At 51.2% G+C, this 19074-nt stretch carries 14 protein-coding genes; 3 read left to right on the top strand and 11 right to left on the bottom strand.

What is annotated here, in order from left to right; all coding sequences use genetic code 11:
- Positions 1–163: 163 nt before the first annotated feature.
- The 9 genes from HNQ57_RS04060 to HNQ57_RS04100 form a co-directional block, all read right to left on the bottom strand.
- On the bottom strand, positions 164–1657 hold the full coding sequence (locus HNQ57_RS04060; RefSeq protein ID WP_184461341.1) for a hypothetical protein: 1494 nt from the start codon (positions 1655–1657) through the stop codon (positions 164–166).
- 561 nt (positions 1658–2218) lie between these two features.
- On the bottom strand, positions 2219–2770 hold the full coding sequence (locus HNQ57_RS04065) for an RNA polymerase sigma factor (protein WP_184461342.1): 552 nt from the start codon (positions 2768–2770) through the stop codon (positions 2219–2221).
- Positions 2763–3584, bottom strand: coding sequence for a hypothetical protein (locus HNQ57_RS04070; RefSeq protein ID WP_184461343.1), 822 nt, complete (start codon positions 3582–3584; stop codon positions 2763–2765). The genes HNQ57_RS04065 and HNQ57_RS04070 overlap by 8 nt, the downstream gene beginning before the upstream one ends.
- Positions 3581–5362: a vWA domain-containing protein gene (locus HNQ57_RS04075; protein WP_184461344.1), complete on the bottom strand. Its 1782-nt coding sequence runs from the start codon at positions 5360–5362 to the stop codon at positions 3581–3583. Before HNQ57_RS04075 ends, HNQ57_RS04070 begins: the two co-directional genes overlap by 4 nt.
- Positions 5363–5523: 161 nt before the next feature.
- Complete coding sequence (ahpF, locus tag HNQ57_RS04080) at positions 5524–7119, bottom strand: alkyl hydroperoxide reductase subunit F (RefSeq protein ID WP_184461345.1); 1596 nt, start codon at positions 7117–7119, stop codon at positions 5524–5526.
- A gap of 87 nt (positions 7120–7206) precedes the next feature.
- On the bottom strand, positions 7207–7776 hold the full coding sequence (ahpC, locus tag HNQ57_RS04085; RefSeq protein WP_008252550.1) for an alkyl hydroperoxide reductase subunit C: 570 nt from the start codon (positions 7774–7776) through the stop codon (positions 7207–7209).
- A 175-nt stretch (positions 7777–7951) separates the two neighbouring features.
- Positions 7952–8467, bottom strand: coding sequence for a DUF1993 domain-containing protein (locus tag HNQ57_RS04090; protein ID WP_008252552.1), 516 nt, complete (start codon positions 8465–8467; stop codon positions 7952–7954).
- 116 nt (positions 8468–8583) lie between these two features.
- On the bottom strand, positions 8584–9333 hold the full coding sequence (locus HNQ57_RS04095) for a pteridine reductase (protein ID WP_184461346.1): 750 nt from the start codon (positions 9331–9333) through the stop codon (positions 8584–8586).
- A 43-nt stretch (positions 9334–9376) separates the two neighbouring features.
- Entirely contained in the window at positions 9377–9631 is a 255-nt protein-coding gene (locus tag HNQ57_RS04100) for a hypothetical protein (protein WP_184461347.1), read from the bottom strand.
- Positions 9632–9858: 227 nt separating this feature from the next.
- Here HNQ57_RS04100 and HNQ57_RS04105 point away from each other — a divergent pair, with 227 nt between their 5' ends.
- From HNQ57_RS04105 to HNQ57_RS04115, 3 genes are all read left to right on the top strand, one after another.
- Entirely contained in the window at positions 9859–11454 is a 1596-nt protein-coding gene (locus HNQ57_RS04105) for an ABC-F family ATPase (RefSeq protein WP_184461348.1), read from the top strand.
- A 151-nt stretch (positions 11455–11605) separates the two neighbouring features.
- Positions 11606–13654, top strand: a complete 2049-nt coding sequence (locus HNQ57_RS04110) for an NADPH-dependent 2,4-dienoyl-CoA reductase (RefSeq protein WP_184461349.1) — start codon at positions 11606–11608, stop codon at positions 13652–13654.
- Positions 13655–13805: 151 nt separating this feature from the next.
- Positions 13806–14687 carry an HDOD domain-containing protein gene (locus tag HNQ57_RS04115; protein ID WP_184461350.1) on the top strand — a complete coding sequence of 294 codons (882 nt, stop codon included), beginning with the start codon at positions 13806–13808 and terminating at the stop codon, positions 14685–14687.
- A 58-nt stretch (positions 14688–14745) separates the two neighbouring features.
- Here the strand turns inward: HNQ57_RS04115 and HNQ57_RS04120 are convergent, their stop codons facing one another.
- Positions 14746–15150: a DUF4332 domain-containing protein gene (locus HNQ57_RS04120; protein ID WP_184461351.1), complete on the bottom strand. Its 405-nt coding sequence runs from the start codon at positions 15148–15150 to the stop codon at positions 14746–14748.
- Between the two features lie 576 nt (positions 15151–15726).
- Positions 15727–18012: a TonB-dependent receptor gene (locus HNQ57_RS04125; RefSeq protein ID WP_184461352.1), complete on the bottom strand. Its 2286-nt coding sequence runs from the start codon at positions 18010–18012 to the stop codon at positions 15727–15729.
- Positions 18013–19074: the final 1062 nt, after the last annotated feature.

The raw sequence follows: 19074 nt of genomic DNA on the forward strand, positions 1-19074 counted from the left end.
CGCAATACCTATAGCACTTATTGTAGTGCGAAACCGCAGGCAGGTATTGGTAATAAGCGGACGCTCAAAAAAACAAATCGAATGGATTTTCCTACAGTCTCAACGCCCGTATTTGCGGCTGGACTGGAGCCTTTTCGGTCGATTCGAGCGTCTTATTAAGTTTCTATGGCACACTAATACGTTCAATGGTTCCTGTAGTATTGAGCACCTGGCTCCCATCTCCATCATCAATAACAAGATCCATATTTCCTGATAATTGACTACCTGACGTTAAGGTGAATACATCAGCAATTGAGCCAGAAAAAACTAATTGTCCATCGTCATTAACCGACCATGATTCTGTATCCGCAGTACCATCATGGTAAACAATATCAACAGTGCCATTTCCTTTAAATGTATATTGATGTGTACCGGCAAAGTCACCACCACTTGCGCCAACTACTTCATAAATTCCAGGTAAGGTCGCCGCTTCAAACAATGCACTAATACGTTCAATGGTTCCTGTAGTGTTGAGCACCGGGCTCCCATCTCCATCATCAATAACAAGTTCCATATTTCCTGATAATTGACTACCTGACGTCAAGGTGAATACATCAGCAATTGAGCCAGAAAAAACTAATTGTCCATTGTCATTAACCGACCATGATTCTGTGTCAGCAGTGCCATCATCGTAAACAATATCAACAGTCCCATTTTCTTTAAATGTATATCGATGAGTACCAGAAAAGTCACCACCACTTGCGCCAACTACTTCATAGACTCCAGGCAAGGTCGCAGCATCAAACAGTGTGTCAAGACGCTCAATGGTTCCCGTTGTATTTAACACAGGGCTCCCATCTGCGTCATCAATGACAAGATCCATATTGCCCAAAGATTGGCTACCAGACGTTAATGTAAATACGTCAGCAATTGAGCCAGAAAAAACTAATTGTCCATCGTCATTAACCGACCATGATTCTGTGTCAGCAGTGCCATCATCGTAAACAATATCAACAGTCCCATTTTCTTTAAATGTATATCGATGAGTACCAGAAAAGTCACCACCTTCTTCCCCAACAACGTCATATGCGCCTGGCAATGTATCCGCATCAAAGTTCAGATCATCTACCAAGCCCTCATCTTTCAATGTATTTTCAAAGTGCGCTATTGCATCATTTTCCGATATGAGTACAGAATTCGATGAGCCCGAGTTTGCCACCAGATTTGTCACGGCAGGCGACGATTCAAAATCGGCTATTGATAAGTCAAAATTTACCTGAGCAGCTTGACCTTTTGCCGTGTCGCTTATCGTAATCCCATTTTCAGGATTTCCATCTTCATCTAACGTTTGAATTAACCGTAAAATATTTACAACCGTTGAGTTAGATGTGTCGTCGCTACCAGCTAAATTTAGAGGTGTCACTGTTTTTGCTGCGTTAACAGGTGGCAATTCAAGATCACCGATAAAGAAAGTGACCGTTTCACCCTCAACGTAGTCGTACTCCCCAAGGGAGTTCGTAACACCCTCCAAGGTTTCCGTTCTATATCCAATATTGGCAACGGGACTATCTAAGAATCGGCCTGTTTGCGTATTGGTTGAGCCATTTGAAGATGAGCCACCTCCCCCACACGCCATTAGCAGGGCACACAGGCCTGCTATTAAAATATTATTATTCATAATCCCGTTACCTTTGGTTCGTTTGAAATATTACTCCGCAACTAAAGAACGCACATTAGGGCGTCCGGCTCGCAGGGCGAATCTACCTTGAATTGATATCCTCTAACTCACTCAGTTAGGCTTTCTTAATTAATGGTAGTACAACACCGATAGAAAGACACCCCTTACAGTCCAGTCATGATCTGCAAATGTGATTATCATGCCAATGAAAACCACCACAGTCCGTGCATATGTAATTTTGGCGAGGTCTCATATGTCTTGCCCCTACTCCCTATGTGGCTGAACTTACAAACCTTTTTCTTGAGAGAGCTGAAAAAACAAGCGCTCCGATAAACCGAGCATAAATCCTAGCGACAAAAAAACACCGTTTTATTAAGCTAACCACGAGACCGATATACAGCGGTGCTATACGTCCGCTATTGTGAAAATAGCCGTCATCCAGGACTTGTCACGGCATCTGATCGCGTGTCTGGGAGCAAGTTCGGCGGCATTGGATTCTGAATCGAATTCAGAATGAACGCCAAGACGAACTCACATATACTTCAAAACACTCTGGGAAGATCACCCCAACAAACACGGGTCTATATAGGCTCGTAACCGCGACCTTATTTGCGACATAAATTCTCGGGTAGCGCCGTAACTGCGGCCGAGCAACTCCGCTACTGAGCGCAGGTCTAGCTCATCATCAATCACCCACGATAGTGCTTGGGCACCTTCGGGGTAATCTTGGGTAAACACCGACATTTGGCCGGCGATACAGGCTTGCAATCGCGCTTCGTCGTAGCTTCCAGATTCTACCTGCCAGTTATCCTCATAGGATTCGGTATTCTCTTTAATTGTTTGGCGGTAGCGATCTGCAAGTTTTGAGCGCACTACTGACCACAACCACCCCCGCCCCTGCCCGCTTGGGGTGAAGCCATCGCAGCGCTTAATAAAAGCGAGGAAGATATCGTGCATCAGGTCTTCTGACTCCGACTCTGGTGCACCACGGAGTTGCAAGAAGCGGGTAAATTTTCCAGAAAATTCTGAATAGAGCTGGGTTACGGCGTGTTTGCGCTGGGCACCTCCAGCCTGAAGATCCACAATAAGCGCGTCGACCTCGGCATTATTCATTGTGGTCACCGCGCAGCGTTTCGACTACCTCTAATTTAAATTCAATTCGCTGAGCAATTGGCCACGGTTTATTCCGCTCGGACTCTGGCAAGGCTTTCCGCCAGCGCTGCGCATCTGCTTCACTATTAAGCTGCAATATCCAACGGCCAACGTTGGCGCCCTGCTTTAACGAGATACCCTCACCGGCAAGTTCCCTTAGCGCCTGCCACTGCTTCTCAGTTACTACTAGGCGATGTGCGACGACACCCCCTTTCTGGCGCGCAGCCTGATGTTGCTCATTCGCTAGCAGCGCCGCGGCAACGCGATCGCGTTTTGCCATCGCGCTGCTCATTTCAGCCGCTTCATTTTTAGCAGCGTCCGCCAGATACTGTTCGCCAGACATTGCCTCGGCCCTAGATTCGATCATCTCCTCTTCCGCTATGTCTTTACGCATTTGTTGCGACGCGGCCATCATCTTAAATTGCGCAGAGTCGGAATCGCCTGCACTGCGCAATGCCTGCCGTGTTGGCCCGTTGAAAACAGACAGATCGAGCATAATCGCTAAGCCAGCTAACACCGCCGCGGCATAGCCATAGCGATGTAAATTTCGGCCACGTTTCACCTTAGGTTGCTGATACTTAGCCTGCTGGTAAAGGCCTTCTTGCTCGATACGTCGATGCAGGCGCTGCAGAGCCAGCTGGTCTACTTCAATAGACTGCTGCGACGCGCTCAGCCCAGACTTGATCGCGGCCATAATCGCTTGTTCTCGATCTGACTCACACTCGCTCGGATTTTTAAGCTGGGTGAGCCAGTCTTCGATATTTTTCTCTTTCACTCTTGGACGGTCCTAGTAGTGGTAAGCCTTTCGATCAGGCCAATAAATTCGCTGCGTTTGTCATCTGACATAAGCGGCAATACCGCTCTTGCCCGGCGCAAGGCTTCCGCGTAGTTGGCTGTGCCTGCATGCTCAGACTGCGACAGTACCAAGCTAAACTCCGCGACGGCTGAAGCCCAACGCAAATCAGCGGTAGCGGATTCAATCGCCTTAGCCTGTGTTGTCATAGCATGCGCAAATTCAATGCCTTTGTCGCCATCTGGCTGCTTGTAGCGAATTTTCACAAAGCCTAACTCCATTGCCTGAGTACCCGCGCTGCGAACTGTTGGGTAGCGGCGCTCAATATCTGGCGCGGTGCCGTTACCAGTGGGAATGATTTCGTAAAGCGCGACCACCGAGTGGCCTGCGCCGATTTCGCCAGAATCCTTTTTGTCGTCCCGAAAATCCTCGGCGTTCATTACTCTAGATTCATAGCCTAACAGCCGGTACTCCGCTACCGCAGCCGGATTAAACTCCACCTGCACTTTCACGTCTTTAGCCGCAATGTGTAGGGTGCGGCTTAGCTCTGAGCCAAACAAGCGCTGGGCTTCGGCGTCGGAATCCAAATAATGCGCAACGCCGTTACCGGCCTCGGCCAAGACCTGCATTTTCGCGTCTTGGTAATTGCCGGTGCCCATGCCAATCACCGAAAGAAATACGCCGCTGGCGCGCTGCTTCTCGATCATTGCTTTTAGCTCGCCGTCGCTGCTGGCGCCAACATTAAAGTCGCCGTCGGTGGCGAGAATCACTAGGTTAGTGGCCTTGCTATCAAACTGCTTGCGGGCAACATCATAGGCCAGGGCGATGCCTGCACCACCGGCGGTAGAGCCACCTGCGCTAAGATTGGCCAAGGCCCGCTGAATGCGATTAGATTCGGTAACTGGCGTGGGCGGCAATACCACTCCGGCACTCCCCGCGTAAGTCACAATCGCAACCTGATCATCTTGCTTTAAATTCGAGAGCAAGGTTTGAAAACTGCGAATCAGTAACGGCAATTTATTGGGGCTGTTCATAGAGCCCGAGGTGTCGAGCAAAAAGGTAATACGTGCGCCGCGATCACTAGTAGCGGTGGTGTCCACCGCCTTCACGCCGATCATGGCAATGCGGTGCGCGGAATTCCAAGGTGCTATGGCGTAATCTGACATCACCGCAATGGGGTGCTTACCTGTTGGCGCAGGGAAGTTATAGTCAAAATAATTCACCAGCTCCTCTAGTCTTACGCTGGCGGGCACGGGGATTTGGCCGTTATTGATTTGACGACGCATATTAGCGTAACTCGCCGAATCTACTTCAAGCCCAAAGGTAGATAGCGGCGATAGCGCCACCGACAAAAAGCGGTTCTCGGTTTTGGCGGCATAGCCTTCTCTGTCTCGAAGAGGGATGGTCATTGAGGCATCCGAATCCGCGATAAAATGAGATCGCTGCCTTACCAGCATGGCGGACTCCTTTATTTGCTTAGCATGCGCAGCTGCCGCCTGAGCGCCAGCAAAGTGCTCCTCAAGTCTCTGTTCAGATACCGGATTGGAGGCTGACAGGCTAATAGCGGATGTATAAGCGTCGTCCTTTACCGCATTCCGCTGCGGCTCAGCGAGCTCGTTTATCGCGTGGTGTTCGAATTCATTTCGGGCTGGAATTTCTGAAGTGCCCTGATTTTCTAAGAGTGAATCTTGTGGCCCTCGTAAAAATATAAAAGCTATCGCAAAGATAATAAGTAGTGACAAGCTGGCGGCGTATTTCATGTGGCTCTCCATGTGTCGCAAGATAGGGTTTGCTAATCGTCATATCTATAAACGCGCCGCCAAGGCAATTGTCAGGGTATTCGCTAAAATATTTTTGGTGAAGTTCAGGCAAAAAAAAGCCCCTCGGTGAGGGGCAACAGGGTATTCATATCAAATAGGGGTCAAGCGGCTTGGCTTGCAACTTGCTCGGCGCTGTTTTCCATCACCGGCAGGCGAATCAAGTAGTCAAAGGCGCCCAAGGCGGCGGTTGCGCCGCTGCCCACCGCAATCACAATCTGCTTAAAGGGCGTGGTGGTGACGTCGCCGGCGGCAAACACACCAGGCACCGAGGTTTCACCGCGCGCGCCAATTTCAATTTCGCCCCGCGGACTAAGGTCTACCACCCCTTTTAAAAACTCGGTGTTAGGCACCAAACCAATCTGCACAAAGATACCCGCCAGACTAATGGTTTTGGTCTCGCCGCTTTGGCGGTCGGTATACGCCAAACCAATCACTCGGTCGCCGTCACCTAGCACTTCGGTGGTTTGGGCGCTGGTGATAATATCGACGTTCTTTAGTGAGCGTGCCTTGCGCTGCAAAACCGCGTCGGCGCGCAGCTTGCTGTCAAACTCCAACACGGTGACATGGCCGGTGATTCCCGCAAGGTCGATGGCGGCCTCAATACCCGAGTTACCACCGCCAATCACCGCAACCGATTTACCTTTAAACAGCGGGCCGTCGCAGTGCGGGCAGTAGGCCACGCCCTTACCACGGTATTCTTGTTCGCCGGGCACATTCATTTCGCGCCAGCGAGCACCGGTTGCCAGCAACACCGAACGGCTGCGCAATACCGCGCCACCCTCGACGCTGATCTCGATGCTGCCATCCTCAGCTACCGATAAGCCGCTAGCTTGGTGGCCCGCCATAATATCCACATCGTAAGCACCAACGTGGGCCTCCAGATTGGCGACTAGTTTTGGACCTTCGGTTTCGTTAACCGAGATAAAGTTTTCAATACTCACGGTATCTAATAATTGGCCGCCAAATTTATCGGCCAACACGCCAGTGCGGATACCTTTGCGAGCGGCGTAGATTGCCGCCGACGCGCCAGCGGGGCCACCGCCAACCACTAACATATCGAATATGTCTTTCTCGGCGAGTTTTTTAAGGCTTCTCGCACCAGCGTTTTTGTCCATCTTCTTTAAGATATCGGCCAAGCTAATACGGCCCTGAGAAAACTGTTGGCCGTTCATAAATACGGTTGGCACCGCCAGCACTTTGCGCGTTTCCACTTCGTCTTGGAACATCGCGCCGTCGATCATTTCATTGCGAATCTGCGGGTTGATCGCCGCCATCATATTTAGCGCCTGAACCACCTCGGGGCAGGTCTGGCAGCTCAAAGAAATGTAGGTCTCAAAGCGGTATTCGCCGTCAAGATTGCGCACTTGTTCAATCAGCTCTTTATCTATCTTCATGGGGTGGCCGCCGCTGTGCAGCACCGCCAACACCAATGAGGTAAATTCGTGACCAAGCGGCACGCCAGCAAACCGCATCTCGGTGCCACTGGCCACGGAACGGACGCCCATAGCGGGTCGACGTGCATCTTGATCGTTACCCTGAACCAGCGACACCAGCGGCGATAGCGCAGATACCTCGTTCATCAGGGTTTCAAGTTCCCGGGATTTATCTTGGCCATCGAGATACGCGACCAGCTCTACCGGTGTTTTTAGATTTTGGAGGTAAGCCTCCAACTGGGTTTTCATTTTCGCGTCTAACATGGTGACTCCCGTGAACCTTAGAATTCGGTTTTAATTTACAGATTCGAGTGGTAAAAAAGGCCCCGCTAACGGGGCCAACATGGGGTATTAAATTTTGCCAACCAGGTCCAAAGAAGGAGACAGTGTTGCCTCACCTGGCTGCCATGCTGCGGGGCAAACTTCGCCATCGTGCTCGGCAACGTACTGGGCGGCTTGCACCTTACGCACCAACTCTTTCGCTGAACGGCCAATGCCAAGATCGTGAAGCTCGGCGACTTTAATTTCGCCCTCGGGGTTAATAACAAACGTGCCCCGCAGTGCCAGACCGTCTTCCTCGATCATTACGCCAAAATTGCGCGAGATCTTGCCCGTTGGGTCACCAATCATTGGGTATTGGATCTTGCCAATGGTGTCGGAGCTGTCGTGCCACGCTTTGTGGGTAAAGTGGGTGTCGGTAGATACCGAGTAGACTTCAACGCCCATTTCTTGCAGCTGCGCGTAGTGGTCGGCCATATCGCCAAGTTCGGTTGGGCAAACAAAGGTAAAGTCGGCGGGGTAAAAGACCAGCACAGACCACTTGCCTAAGAGATCAGCATCGCTGACGTCGACAAAATCACCATTGTGATAAGCGGTGGCTTTAAAGGGCTGGACCTTGGTATTGATAATCGTTGGGAACATGCTGTGATTCCTTGTGTAGTCATAGTAAAAAAGGCTGCGCGCCTTAAGCTCAGTGACCATACTAGGGAAATAGTGAGATTAGCTCCAATCAATCGTTATTATAGAATAGATAGGTTTTAGCTATACTTGATTTGCAGGTGAGCAGCGTACACGCCACCCACCTGATGAAAAGCTATTACAAATCTTGGAAGGGGATTGCACCAAGGTAGTCCATTTTGCCCAACTCTACACCGTGATGGCGAAGAATCGCGTAGGCGGTACTAACGTGAAAATAGAAATTGGGAATCGCAAAGCGCTGGGCAAAATCCTTACCAAGCAAGTACTTGCCCTCAAACCACGGCAATACCACCTTGCGCTCTTCGGCCCCGTCAAAGTCGGCTTCGCTAAACCCCGCCAAGTAGTCCTGAACCGATTTAATTCGCGCTTGAAGCTCAGCCATGGTGGTTTCAAAATCTTCATGCTTAGGGGCGCTGTCGGCCTTGCCGGTTAGGCGCGCCACGCTCAGTTTGGCCGCGTCGCAGCTAATTTGCACTTGGCGGATTAAATTAAATTGATCCAGCGCCAAACGCGAGGTCAGCAAGGCGTCGACATCAATTTTCTTGCTTTCAGCAAATGCGGCGCCTTTATCTAAAATTACGCTTAAATTAGACAACATAGTACTGAACTGCACGACAGTTAGATCGTAAAGCATGGACACACCTCGTTAGTATAATTAGCCAGCAACCTAGATATGGAGACTGGGTTTACAGATTCAATTGGATTCTGCACCTATTTTTGTTTTAACCCACTCTTGTACCCGCTATAGGCCTAAATTGCTAGGCTGCGACCACCGTCGACAGCAATAATCTGGCCGGTGATATAGGGGGCATCCGCCGCCAAAAACACCGCTGTTTTGGCGATGTCGCCAGCCTCCCCTTCGCGCTTAAGCGGCACTCGTTCTTCTAATGCTTGTTTTTCTTGCTCCCAATAGGCTGAGGCGTGATTGGGCCACAATATATTGCCGGGCGAAATGCCATTCACGCGAATAGCGGGCGCCAACTCTAGCGCCAAAGACTGGGTCATCATCGCCACCCCCGCCTTGGCCATGCAATAAATACTGTGACTGGGCAGGGGGTTTTTGGCGTAAATATCGACCAGATTAATAATGCAGCCAGCGCTATCCCGCAGTGCTGGCGCCAAGGCTTGTGACAGAAAAAATGGGCCTTTGAGATTGCTGCCCATTAGCGCATCCCAATCCGCCTCGGTTGCCTCGCCCATCGGCGTGGGGTAAAAACCCGAGGCGTTATTCACTAGCACGTCCAACCGCTGCCAAACCCCAATCGCATTTTTAGCGAGCGCCTGCACCTCGGCGAAGGAAGTCATGTCGGCGGCCATTGTCGCCGCCGAGTCTGCCCGCAGATTATTTAACGCATCACGCAGCTGCTCAGCCGCTGCACTAGAGTGACGGTAATGAATAATAACGCGATAACCGCGACCGTGAAGCTGGCGGCAAATTTCGGCGCCAATGCGCTGGGCGCCGCCGGTCACTAGGGCAACAGGTTGAGCGGTTGTCGCCATTACCCGGCGCCTCTCGACTGTATTCGCTTAGCGAAAACTGCAATCAAAATACACCGCCATCAACAGGACCAATCAGGCAGTCTATGCCCTCTTCCTTAATCGTGGCTTCTATTTCAAATAGCGCGTCGGCATCTGATTCAAAGGCGTCTTCCCAGATTGTGGAATTATTAAATTGATCGAAGACTTCGAGAACCCAGCTGCCATCACCGTCTTGATAAATATCAACGCGCACGGATTTACCGTCTTTTTCAATGGTTCTGCACAGGGGGGACATTTTAATTTCGCTATTTTCGGACATGCTTACGCTTCTCAATAGGGTGTACGCCATTTTTTACACAACATACCTGAATTCCAAGACATTCTGAAATATTCAGTAAATTTTCCACAAAGGCCCCCATTAAGCGGCCTAGGTGGGCCAGAACACGGTCGGTGTCCTCGACCTTTTGGCCCGAAACCCTTACAATACGGCCCCCTTCTTTTCACGCTCCATCACAAATTACGTTTAACGCGTCCGGGAATAGCCTCTTGATCTCTACAGCAAATATCACCATGCAATTTGGTGCCAAGCCATTATTCGAAAACATCTCGGTTAAATTTGGCGGCGGCAATCGCTACGGCCTTATTGGCGCGAATGGCTGCGGCAAATCCACGTTCATGAAGATTCTCGACGGCAGCCTGAAGCCCAGCTCCGGCAACGTGTCTATCGACCCCAATGAGCGCGTTGGTAAATTGCACCAAGATCAGTTTGCCTTTGAGCAGTATTCGGTCATCGATACCGTGATCATGGGCCATACCGAGCTGTGGGAAATTAAACAAGAGCGCGACCGCATTTACTCTCTGCCCGAGATGTCGGAAGAAGACGGCATGAAGGTAGCCGAGCTAGAAACTCAGTTCATGGAAATGGACGGCTATAGCGCCGAGAGCCGCGCAGGGGAATTTTTACTGGGCGCCGGTATTGAGCTTGGCCTGCACTTTGGCCCTATGAGCGAAGTCGCACCTGGCTGGAAGTTGCGAGTATTGCTGGCTCAGGCGCTGTTCTCTGATCCAGATATACTGCTGCTGGACGAGCCTACCAACAACCTCGACATCAACACCATTCGCTGGTTGGAAGACGTACTCAACCAACGCAAAAGCACCATGGTAATCATTTCCCACGACCGCCACTTTTTAAACGCGGTGTGCACCCACATGGCCGACATCGACTACGGCGAGCTGCGAGTTTACCCCGGCAACTACGACGACTTCATGACCGCTGCCACCGCTGCCCGTGAGCGCCTGCAGTCACAGAATGCCAAAAAGTCTGCGCAAATCGCCGATCTTCAGCAGTTTGTAAGCCGCTTCTCGGCTAACGCGTCTAAAGCGAAACAGGCCACCTCGCGAGCAAAGCAGATCGATAAGATCCAGCTCGATGAGATCAAGGCGTCTAGCCGCTCCTCGCCGTATATTCGCTTCAAGCAAGACAAGAAGCTGCACCGCGCCGCGCTAACCCTTGAAAATATCGGCCACGGTTTTGATGAGCCGCTGTTCGCTAAAGGCAGCATGATCTTAGACGCCGGCACCCGCCTTGCGGTTATTGGTGAAAACGGCGCAGGTAAAACCACCTTTTTGCGCTGTTTAATGAAAGAGCTAGAAGCCCAAGAAGGCGTGGTTAAATGGGCCGAGAACGCCAGCCTCGGCTACTGCCCTCAGGACAGCACTGACGACTTCGACAATGATCTCAATCTGTTCGACTGGATGAGCCGCTGGCGCAAACCCCACCACGATGACCAGATTGTGCGCGCCACCTTGGGTCGCCTGTTGTTCTCTTCAGACGACTTCAATAAGAAAGCGCGGGTCTGCTCCGGTGGTGAGAAAAACCGCCTGTTGTTCGGCAAGCTGATGATGATGGACACCAATGTCTTGATCATGGATGAACCCACCAACCACTTGGACATGGAAGCCATCGAAGCCCTTAACCTAGCGCTGGAACACTACGACGGCACCTTGATCTTCGCCAGCCACGACCGGGAATTTGTTTCCTCGCTCGCGACCCGCGTGCTTGAAATCAAGGACCAAGGCTTTAATGACTTCCAAGGCACTTACGACGAGTTCCTTGCCCACGAGCTAAGCAAAGCGAGCTGATCTCGCTTGCCTAAGAAGCGCTCAAGCGCTTCTTAGGCTTCAGTACGTCCACCAGTACCACCCCGCACACCCTCCCGCGACCGGCTCAAATATTGACACCGTTAACTTAAATCGCTATCTTGACACCGTCTAGATAAGCGAGAGCCGAGCCATGAGCACTGAAAACCAACACTACCCGCACCTATTTACCCCCCTTGATTTAGGTTTTACCAGCCTAAAAAACCGCGTTGTAATGGGCTCCATGCACACCGGCCTTGAAGACCGCTTTTGGCAATTCCCCAAAATGGCCGCCTATTTTGCCGAGCGCGCCAAAGGTGGGGTTGGCCTTATGATTACCGGCGGCTACAGCCCCAACCGCAGCGGCTGGCTGTATCCCGGCGCGAGTACCTTTAACTCCCGCCTCGATGTTTACAACCATCGCAAAGTCACCAAGGCAGTGCACGCAGAGGGCGGTAAAATATGCCTACAGATTCTCCACGCGGGTCGCTACGCCTATCACCCCCTGTCGAAAACCGCCTCGACAAGTCAAGCACCAATCAATCCGTTCAAGGCCCGCGCCTTAAGTACACGCGGCGTGGCCAGCACCGTTAAAGATTTTGCCCACACCGCATGGCTGGCACAAAAGGCAGGTTACGACGGTGTCGAGATCATGGGCAGCGAAGGCTATTTAATAAACCAATTCTTAGCCCCCGCCACCAACAAGCGCAAAGATCGCTACGGCGGCAGCCCTGAAAACCGCCGTCGCTTTGCGGTGGAGATAGTGCAAGCCGCACGCAAAAAAGTCGGCCCCAATTTTATTATTGTCTTCCGCCTATCAATGATCGACTTAATTCCTGACGGCTGTACCCGTGAAGAAGTATTAGACCTCGCCCGGGAAATTGAAGCCGCTGGCGCCACCCTAATAAATACGGGCATTGGCTGGCACGAAGCACGAGTACCAACCATCGTGACCTCGGTACCCCGCGCCGCGTTTAGCGAAGCCACCGCCGCCGTTAAAAAAGTCGTCAACATCCCTGTTATTGCCTCGAACCGCATTAATATGCCGGACATAGCCGAGAACATTTTGGCCAGCGGCCAAGCGGATATGGTGTCGATGGCCAGACCGATGCTCGCCGATTCCGAATGGGTGAACAAGGCCGCCACCAATCGAAGCGACGAGATCAATACCTGTATCGCCTGCAACCAAGCCTGCCTCGATCACACTTTTCAAATGAAGCGCGCTAGCTGCTTGGTTAACCCTCGCGCCTGTCATGAAACTGAACTGATCTTTAAAACGGCGTCCAAAACCAAGAAAGTAGCTGTAATCGGCGCTGGTCCGGCGGGGCTGTCTTTCGCCACCGCGGCGGCAGACTGCGGTCATGAAGTGCATTTATTTGATCAGGCCGACAAAATCGGCGGCCAGTTCAATTTAGCCAAGACCATTCCCGGCAAAGAAGAATTTGACGAAACCCTGCGCTACTTCGGCAAGAAAATAGCGCTGTCTGGGGTAAAGCTCAAGCTCAACCACCGCGTGGAAAAAGCCGAGCTACTGAGCGGCGGCTACGACGATGTGATCGTTGCCACCGGCGTTAGCCCCCGCGCACTGAATATCCCGGGCATAGATCACCCCAAAGTGGTGTCGTATATCGACGTATTAAAAGGCAACGTCACTGTCGGCCAGCGCGTCGCCCTTATTGGCGCCGGTGGTATTGGCTTTGATGTGGCCGAATACCTCGCACACGACCCCAGCACCGCGCTACCACAAAGTGTGTCTAGCTGGTCAGCTGAATGGGGTATCGACCAGCACACCGCCGAGCGTGGCGGCCTGGTAGCGGGCAAACCCGAGCCATCACTGCGCCAAATCTATTTACTCCAGCGCAAGACCACCGCGCTCGGCAAAGATCTCGGCAAAACCTCGGGCTGGGTGCACCGCGCCACGCTTAAGAACAAAGGCGTAGACATGCTTGCGGGTTGCAGCTACGACCGCATTGACGACGACGGCCTGCACATTAACCAAGACGGTGTGCAGCGCGTATTAGACGTCGATCACGTGGTGATCTGCGCTGGCCAAGAACCACTGCGTGAATTGTACAACCCTGACGCGGAGCAAAGTGGCAATTCGGCATTGCGCTACCACCTCATCGGCGGTGCGAATATTGCCTCCGAGCTCGACGCCAAGCGCGCGATACGCGAAGGTGCGGAGCTGGCTGCAAGCCTTTAATCGGCTCATAGAGGCGCCACGGTAATGAATTCGCCGTGGCGCCTTTTTAACATTTAACTCTTCCCTGCCCGCCCAATCGCGACAAGCCCCTATTGACCATTAGCACCACAACCCCGAAGCTGAGTAGCCAAGCAACCCAAGCGGCTTCACTATGGTATCGGGACACTCAACAGGGCAGACAGGAAATAGCCCTACCGACAAAGAACAGCTGCTAAAGCGTATTATCACCGCGCTAAAGTCGGGCACCCTCGAATTGCCGAGCCTTCCCGATATTGCGCTAGACGTGCGCGTTGCTGCCAATCAAGACAATTTGAATATTGAAGACCTCGCTCGCCTAGTTCAGCAAGATCCCGGCTTAAGTGCGTACTTACTCAAAGTAAGTATTAGCAGTTACTACAAACGACGCCACGCCACCAATAACCTCGGCAGCGCGCTACGCCGCCTCGGCTTAAATGCGACCCGCGACCTCACCGCAAGCTACGCGCTTAAAACCTTATTTTGCATTAACAACGCGCAAATCAAGCGTCGTCTGCGCGAGATTTGGCAACGCAGCGTCTACACCGCCGCTCTTGCCCATGTAATGGCCCGTCACTGCGGCTTTGACCCTGATCGCGCCCTATTAGCTGGGCTACTACAAGATATTGGCGCCCTCCCTATACTCGCTAATTTAAAGGAATACCCCGCACTGCTAGACGACCAAGTAGCTATAGACGACTTACTGAATAATTACACCGGCAAGATTAGCGCTCTAGTGCTAAACCACTGGCAATTTGACCACGAGCTCGTGGCGGTGGGGCTTGAACGCGGCAATTGGCTACGAGACAAGCCGGGGCCTGCCGATTTAGCAGACCTCGTACTTGTCGCTCGTTACCATAGCTACCTCGGCGAACCCAGCCATAAAACGTTGCCGCAACTGAGCACCCTCCCTGCGTTTCAAAAATTGAAACTAGGGGAAATTGGCCCGCAGCAAGGCCTCGCGTTTTTACGCGAAGCTCAGCAGGAAATAGACGAACTGCGCAGCGCGCTGTTGTAAAGCGAGTCACACTTCGCGCTTAGGAAGTCCCCAAGAACCTATGCCCTCAACCATCGTGCTAATGAGTAATTTTACGCGGCAACTCCTTGGCTTGCGCTACCCAGCTTTGCACCTGAGACAGAGACGGCACTTTGCGCACAAGATGAGTCTCCTCATTACAACGCGCCATTTTCTCCTGCAAGTTCTCCGCGTTGCGCTGGGCTAACTCCGGCACGGTATCAACCCCCGCACTTTCCAATAAGTCTGCATACTGGGTACTCACACCGCTAATTCGCGCCAGATCGGCACGATTTACCCAATTTAAAATCCGCTTTTCGCTAATACCCGATTTTTCTGCAAGACTTTTCCGAGCGGGCTTTGCCGCACAATTTTCTAACAAACCCTCAACTGACGAAATACCTGCGCTAACCAGTTTGCTTGAATACGTCTCGCCAATACCCTCGATCTCGCTTAGCTTTGTCATATATCACCTACCTTTATTCTCTATTACGCAATCTTGGCATATAGCCCCGCCTCAGCCCGACAAGCCCTAGGCTGAAATAGCCGCACTACGCGACTCAATTACTATGTTAGTTAATATAGGAGGCAACTTAGAAACAGGCAAGGGTGTTAAAAATTGCGTAATTTCGATTTTTCAAATACAGAACAAGGAGTTACTGGAGGCCAAAGAAAGGTCTATACGTACTTTACGCAGAATTTATATTTCGTACGCCGCGAATATCGCCTCAACAGGCTAAGTCCTGCCCGCCAATTCGATTGCTCGCCAGTACAATATCCGCGCAGGTGAACACGCCCGTTTTCATATCGAAATGGGGTTTGTTCAGTTAAACGAAGATTGCTTAATTGTTCAAATCAGCTTTGACCAGAACAGTTTTACTTCATTGTAGAACTGGCGACTCTCAGACAAGGAGCCTGAAAATAACTATTAAGATAAGTCGCAAGTTGTCGGAGACGGGCCCCTACCTACATTACCGATTTTATTCTCACTCCGAAGCGCGACGAGTCATCGCCGGCACTTCGAAGTGATCATTTCCGTTATTTAAAAGCGTACTCGCCCCTCTAAGTAGTATGAGCGCAGTGGCTCAAGTGTGCCCCGATAGCCGCCCACATCTAATACGGTCGGGGAGCCAATACCAATCGTCATTTCATCGCTCAAGTTTTTGCCGACCAGAGCGACCGACCAACGGCCATTAGTCTCGCCCACAGCAAGGCGCGCATTCACTTTGGTATAGGCTTCTTGAATGCCGCGCGGATCAAGATCCCCCGACGTGAAATGGGTATCTTTATAGGAGGCGTCGGCGGTGAAGTCGAGCATAATATTGGCGCTCAAAGGGTAGCTAAGCGTGCCCGACAACGCTGCCGTCCACTTCGGCGTTTGTTGGTTTTCCTTGCCACTCAAATCGCAAATATCCTCGTCGTCCGTTGCTATACAAGGACCTTCGCGGTAGTCCAGCCATTCAAAATCGAGATAGGCTAGCGAGCCACTCAACATAAACCACTCACTCAGTAGCCAGCGGCTGTCGAGCTCGACACCTTGGGTCAAAGCACTACCTGCATTGGAAACCACAAAGCCAGCCACGCCGTCGAACACACTTACCTGCATCTCCTCGTACTTGACGTGGTACAACGCAAGATTGAGTTCGGCTGCACCATCCGCCAGTGTCATTTTTGCGCCCAGTTCATAAGCTGTGGCCAGTTCGTCTTCGAACTCAAAATTACTGCCGCCGCCGCCAGGCCCGTAGCTCGCATTGTTATTACGCGCGTCAAAACTACCTGATTTTGCGCCCTGTGTGGCAGTAAAGTAAGTCATCACATCTGGCGTAGCATCCCACTGCACATTGACCGACGGCAAGGTGACGCCTACATCACGGATGCGGTCGAGCTGGTGGGCCTCTATGTTCAATGCCCCCAAAATAGCGCCGGTCACCGGATCGACATTATTCTTGGTACCAGACTGGTATAGGAATAACTCTCGGAAGCCTTCTTTTTCCTCGCGCACATAGCGAACACCTAAGGTAGTTCGCAAGGTTTCACTTAAGTTAAACGTCAACTGCACAAAACCCGACCAAGCATCGCTGTTCATATAAAAATCTTTTTCAAGATCAGCGGTCACATTGGTTTGCATATTAATCAAACAGCCGATGGGATCGCGACCGGCGTCAGCGAGCGCACCGTTACGGATAGTCAGCGGTGTAGACTCATCAAAGACCATCTCTCCGCGCTGATAAAATACGCCAAAGATATAATCAATAAATTCGCCGCCTGGAGAGGTAAAGCGGAACTCCTGACTAAGTTGGTCATATTCCTCTATACCCAGTAACGGCACCGTATTAAAACTGCTGGAATCACCGTCAAACAAATCTTCCGAATCAAATCCGGTAGCCGCCGTCACCGAACTAAAGGTACCGCCAGCCACATCAACATCCACGTTCAATGTGGCATTGTAGTTGTCTATTTCCGCGTATTCGTCGGTGTCCGCATTTTTAATGCCGTCGAGTTTTACATTCTCGCCGCTGCATCCCGTGAGCGCGCTAGCATGCGTGGTCTCGAACTGCCGGCCGCGCTGCTCACGGTTGGTTTTCTCCAATTTCAAGGTAGAGGCAATCGCGTCCGTTGGGTCCCATCCTAGCGTAACCCGCGCTGAAAACTCTTCCACCGCAGGCTCGTTTCGATCTCGCGCGGGGTTTTCATTAAACATATAACCTGCTTCGTCACGACTGCGGAAAGCGGCCCGCACCCCAAAGGTGTCCGTCAATGGGACCGACACCATGGCATTAAACTCCTGGATATCATCAGGGCCGCCAGTCATACCGCTAAAATGAGACTCGACCTCGTCACCGGGCTTGGCAGAAATCAGACTCAAGGCGCCAGCAATGGCGTTTTTACCAAACAGAATGGACTGCGGCCCGCGCAAAACCTCCACCCGCTCAAGGTCCATAAACGCGCCGCGAGTCTGATGCGGCCGCCCTAGATGAACGCCGTCAGAGAAGATACCTACAGACAATTCAAAGCCCTGATTGGAGCCCGAACCCACACCCCGCATATACACATTGGGCAATAGCCCCCCCTCAACCATCTTGAAATTGGGCGTGTAATCAGACAGGTCGCTCAGGTTTGATATTCCCGCCTTCTGTAATTTATCACCGTCTAAGGCGGTAACCGACACCGGCACATCACTAAGCGACTCAACCCGCTTCTGAGCCGTAACAAGCACCTCTTCCAACTGGAGCTTTTTTCCAGTACTCGCTTCGGTCTGAGCCAGAGCAGGCATCGTCAAACTCAAAAGTGACCCAAGGGATAACACACTGACAAGCGTTCTTTGCATTGTTTAGCCTCGCTGTTATTCATTATTGGCATGCGAATGGGGAAAACAATTCGAGTATTGCACTACACCACTAATTTGTCGAATTGTGTATTAAGCGCCTAAAATTCAAGGCGCAGCGACAGAAGGTGGGATTTACACAGAGAAAGGATGAATTAAAACGGAAAAGCGAGCAAAGGGGCGGGAGCAGCTGAGATTTGCGCTCGCGGCCAATAAGGATTAACCAATCCAGCCTTAAGACTGTATTGCCAAAGGTTCTCGCAGATCAAGCAAACCAAAATCAAAAAACCGGCGCAAGGCCGGCTACTTCAACGTAATTTGGCCTGAACACTGTAAAGAGGATTAATCAAAACAGCCTCTGGGCTGTATTGACCCCTGCGGGGCCGCGTCGCTTCACTCCTTGTTTAAATTGCGCCGCGGGCACAATTTATCGAACCTAGAGAGGCTCTCACCGATCAAACGCACCAAAACCAAAAAGCCGGCACAAGGCAAAGGCAGTGCGGTTATCTGTTGATAACCTTGATCTTGCATAGCGGAGAAAACAAAAAGAGGGGCTCTCCAAGTGAAAGCCCCTCTTTTCTTTTACTAACAATAAGTTACATGAGTTATTAAACCGCTATTTAAGTATACAACAGTAGATATATAAGTCTCTCCCTATTATATCAACCCCTCCTCACTACTAGAAAACCTTGAGGCAGTGGCCGCTACGTCATATTTGAGGGCTACCCCTTCATTTCTGACCATAAAGTCAGCCCGCAAACAAAGGCAATCAACCGAATTCAATAAACCCTTAACCCCCTACTTCACGTCGACAAGGCACGTGAGGAACCGCTTCACTCCCTCTCCCTCTCCTATATTGGAGAGCTACTTAACTCATTGAAATATAAAAATAACGCGATATGATGAGGGAAATGATATGTTTGTCGGAAATAAATAAAATTAGCCTCCGCTTGACCTGCGCCCGCTAATAGCGAAGTCGCCAGCTCAAAGAATTCACCTGATTTTTGTAATCCGGTCTTTGTTAACAAGACCCAAGTGATAGCGAAACCCAGTTTCTATAACTAA

The organism is Zhongshania antarctica (assembly GCF_014202945.1).
Lineage (GTDB): Bacteria > Pseudomonadota > Gammaproteobacteria > Pseudomonadales > Spongiibacteraceae > Spongiibacter > Spongiibacter antarcticus.

Coding starts and splice junctions, on each gene's coding strand:
- HNQ57_RS04060 (WP_184461341.1), bottom strand. CDS start 1,657: ATGAATAATAATATTTTAATAGCAGGCCTGTGTGCCCTGCTAATGGCG.
- HNQ57_RS04065 (WP_184461342.1), bottom strand. CDS start 2,770: ATGAATAATGCCGAGGTCGACGCGCTTATTGTGGATCTTCAGGCTGGA.
- HNQ57_RS04075 (WP_184461344.1), bottom strand. CDS start 5,362: ATGAAATACGCCGCCAGCTTGTCACTACTTATTATCTTTGCGATAGCT.
- ahpF (WP_184461345.1), bottom strand. CDS start 7,119: ATGTTAGACGCGAAAATGAAAACCCAGTTGGAGGCTTACCTCCAAAAT.
- ahpC (WP_008252550.1), bottom strand. CDS start 7,776: ATGTTCCCAACGATTATCAATACCAAGGTCCAGCCCTTTAAAGCCACC.
- HNQ57_RS04090 (WP_008252552.1), bottom strand. CDS start 8,467: ATGCTTTACGATCTAACTGTCGTGCAGTTCAGTACTATGTTGTCTAAT.
- HNQ57_RS04095 (WP_184461346.1), bottom strand. CDS start 9,333: ATGGCGACAACCGCTCAACCTGTTGCCCTAGTGACCGGCGGCGCCCAG.
- HNQ57_RS04100 (WP_184461347.1), bottom strand. CDS start 9,631: ATGTCCGAAAATAGCGAAATTAAAATGTCCCCCCTGTGCAGAACCATT.
- HNQ57_RS04110 (WP_184461349.1), top strand. CDS start 11,606: ATGAGCACTGAAAACCAACACTACCCGCACCTATTTACCCCCCTTGAT.
- HNQ57_RS04115 (WP_184461350.1), top strand. CDS start 13,806: ATGGTATCGGGACACTCAACAGGGCAGACAGGAAATAGCCCTACCGAC.
- HNQ57_RS04120 (WP_184461351.1), bottom strand. CDS start 15,150: ATGACAAAGCTAAGCGAGATCGAGGGTATTGGCGAGACGTATTCAAGC.
- HNQ57_RS04125 (WP_184461352.1), bottom strand. CDS start 18,012: ATGCAAAGAACGCTTGTCAGTGTGTTATCCCTTGGGTCACTTTTGAGT.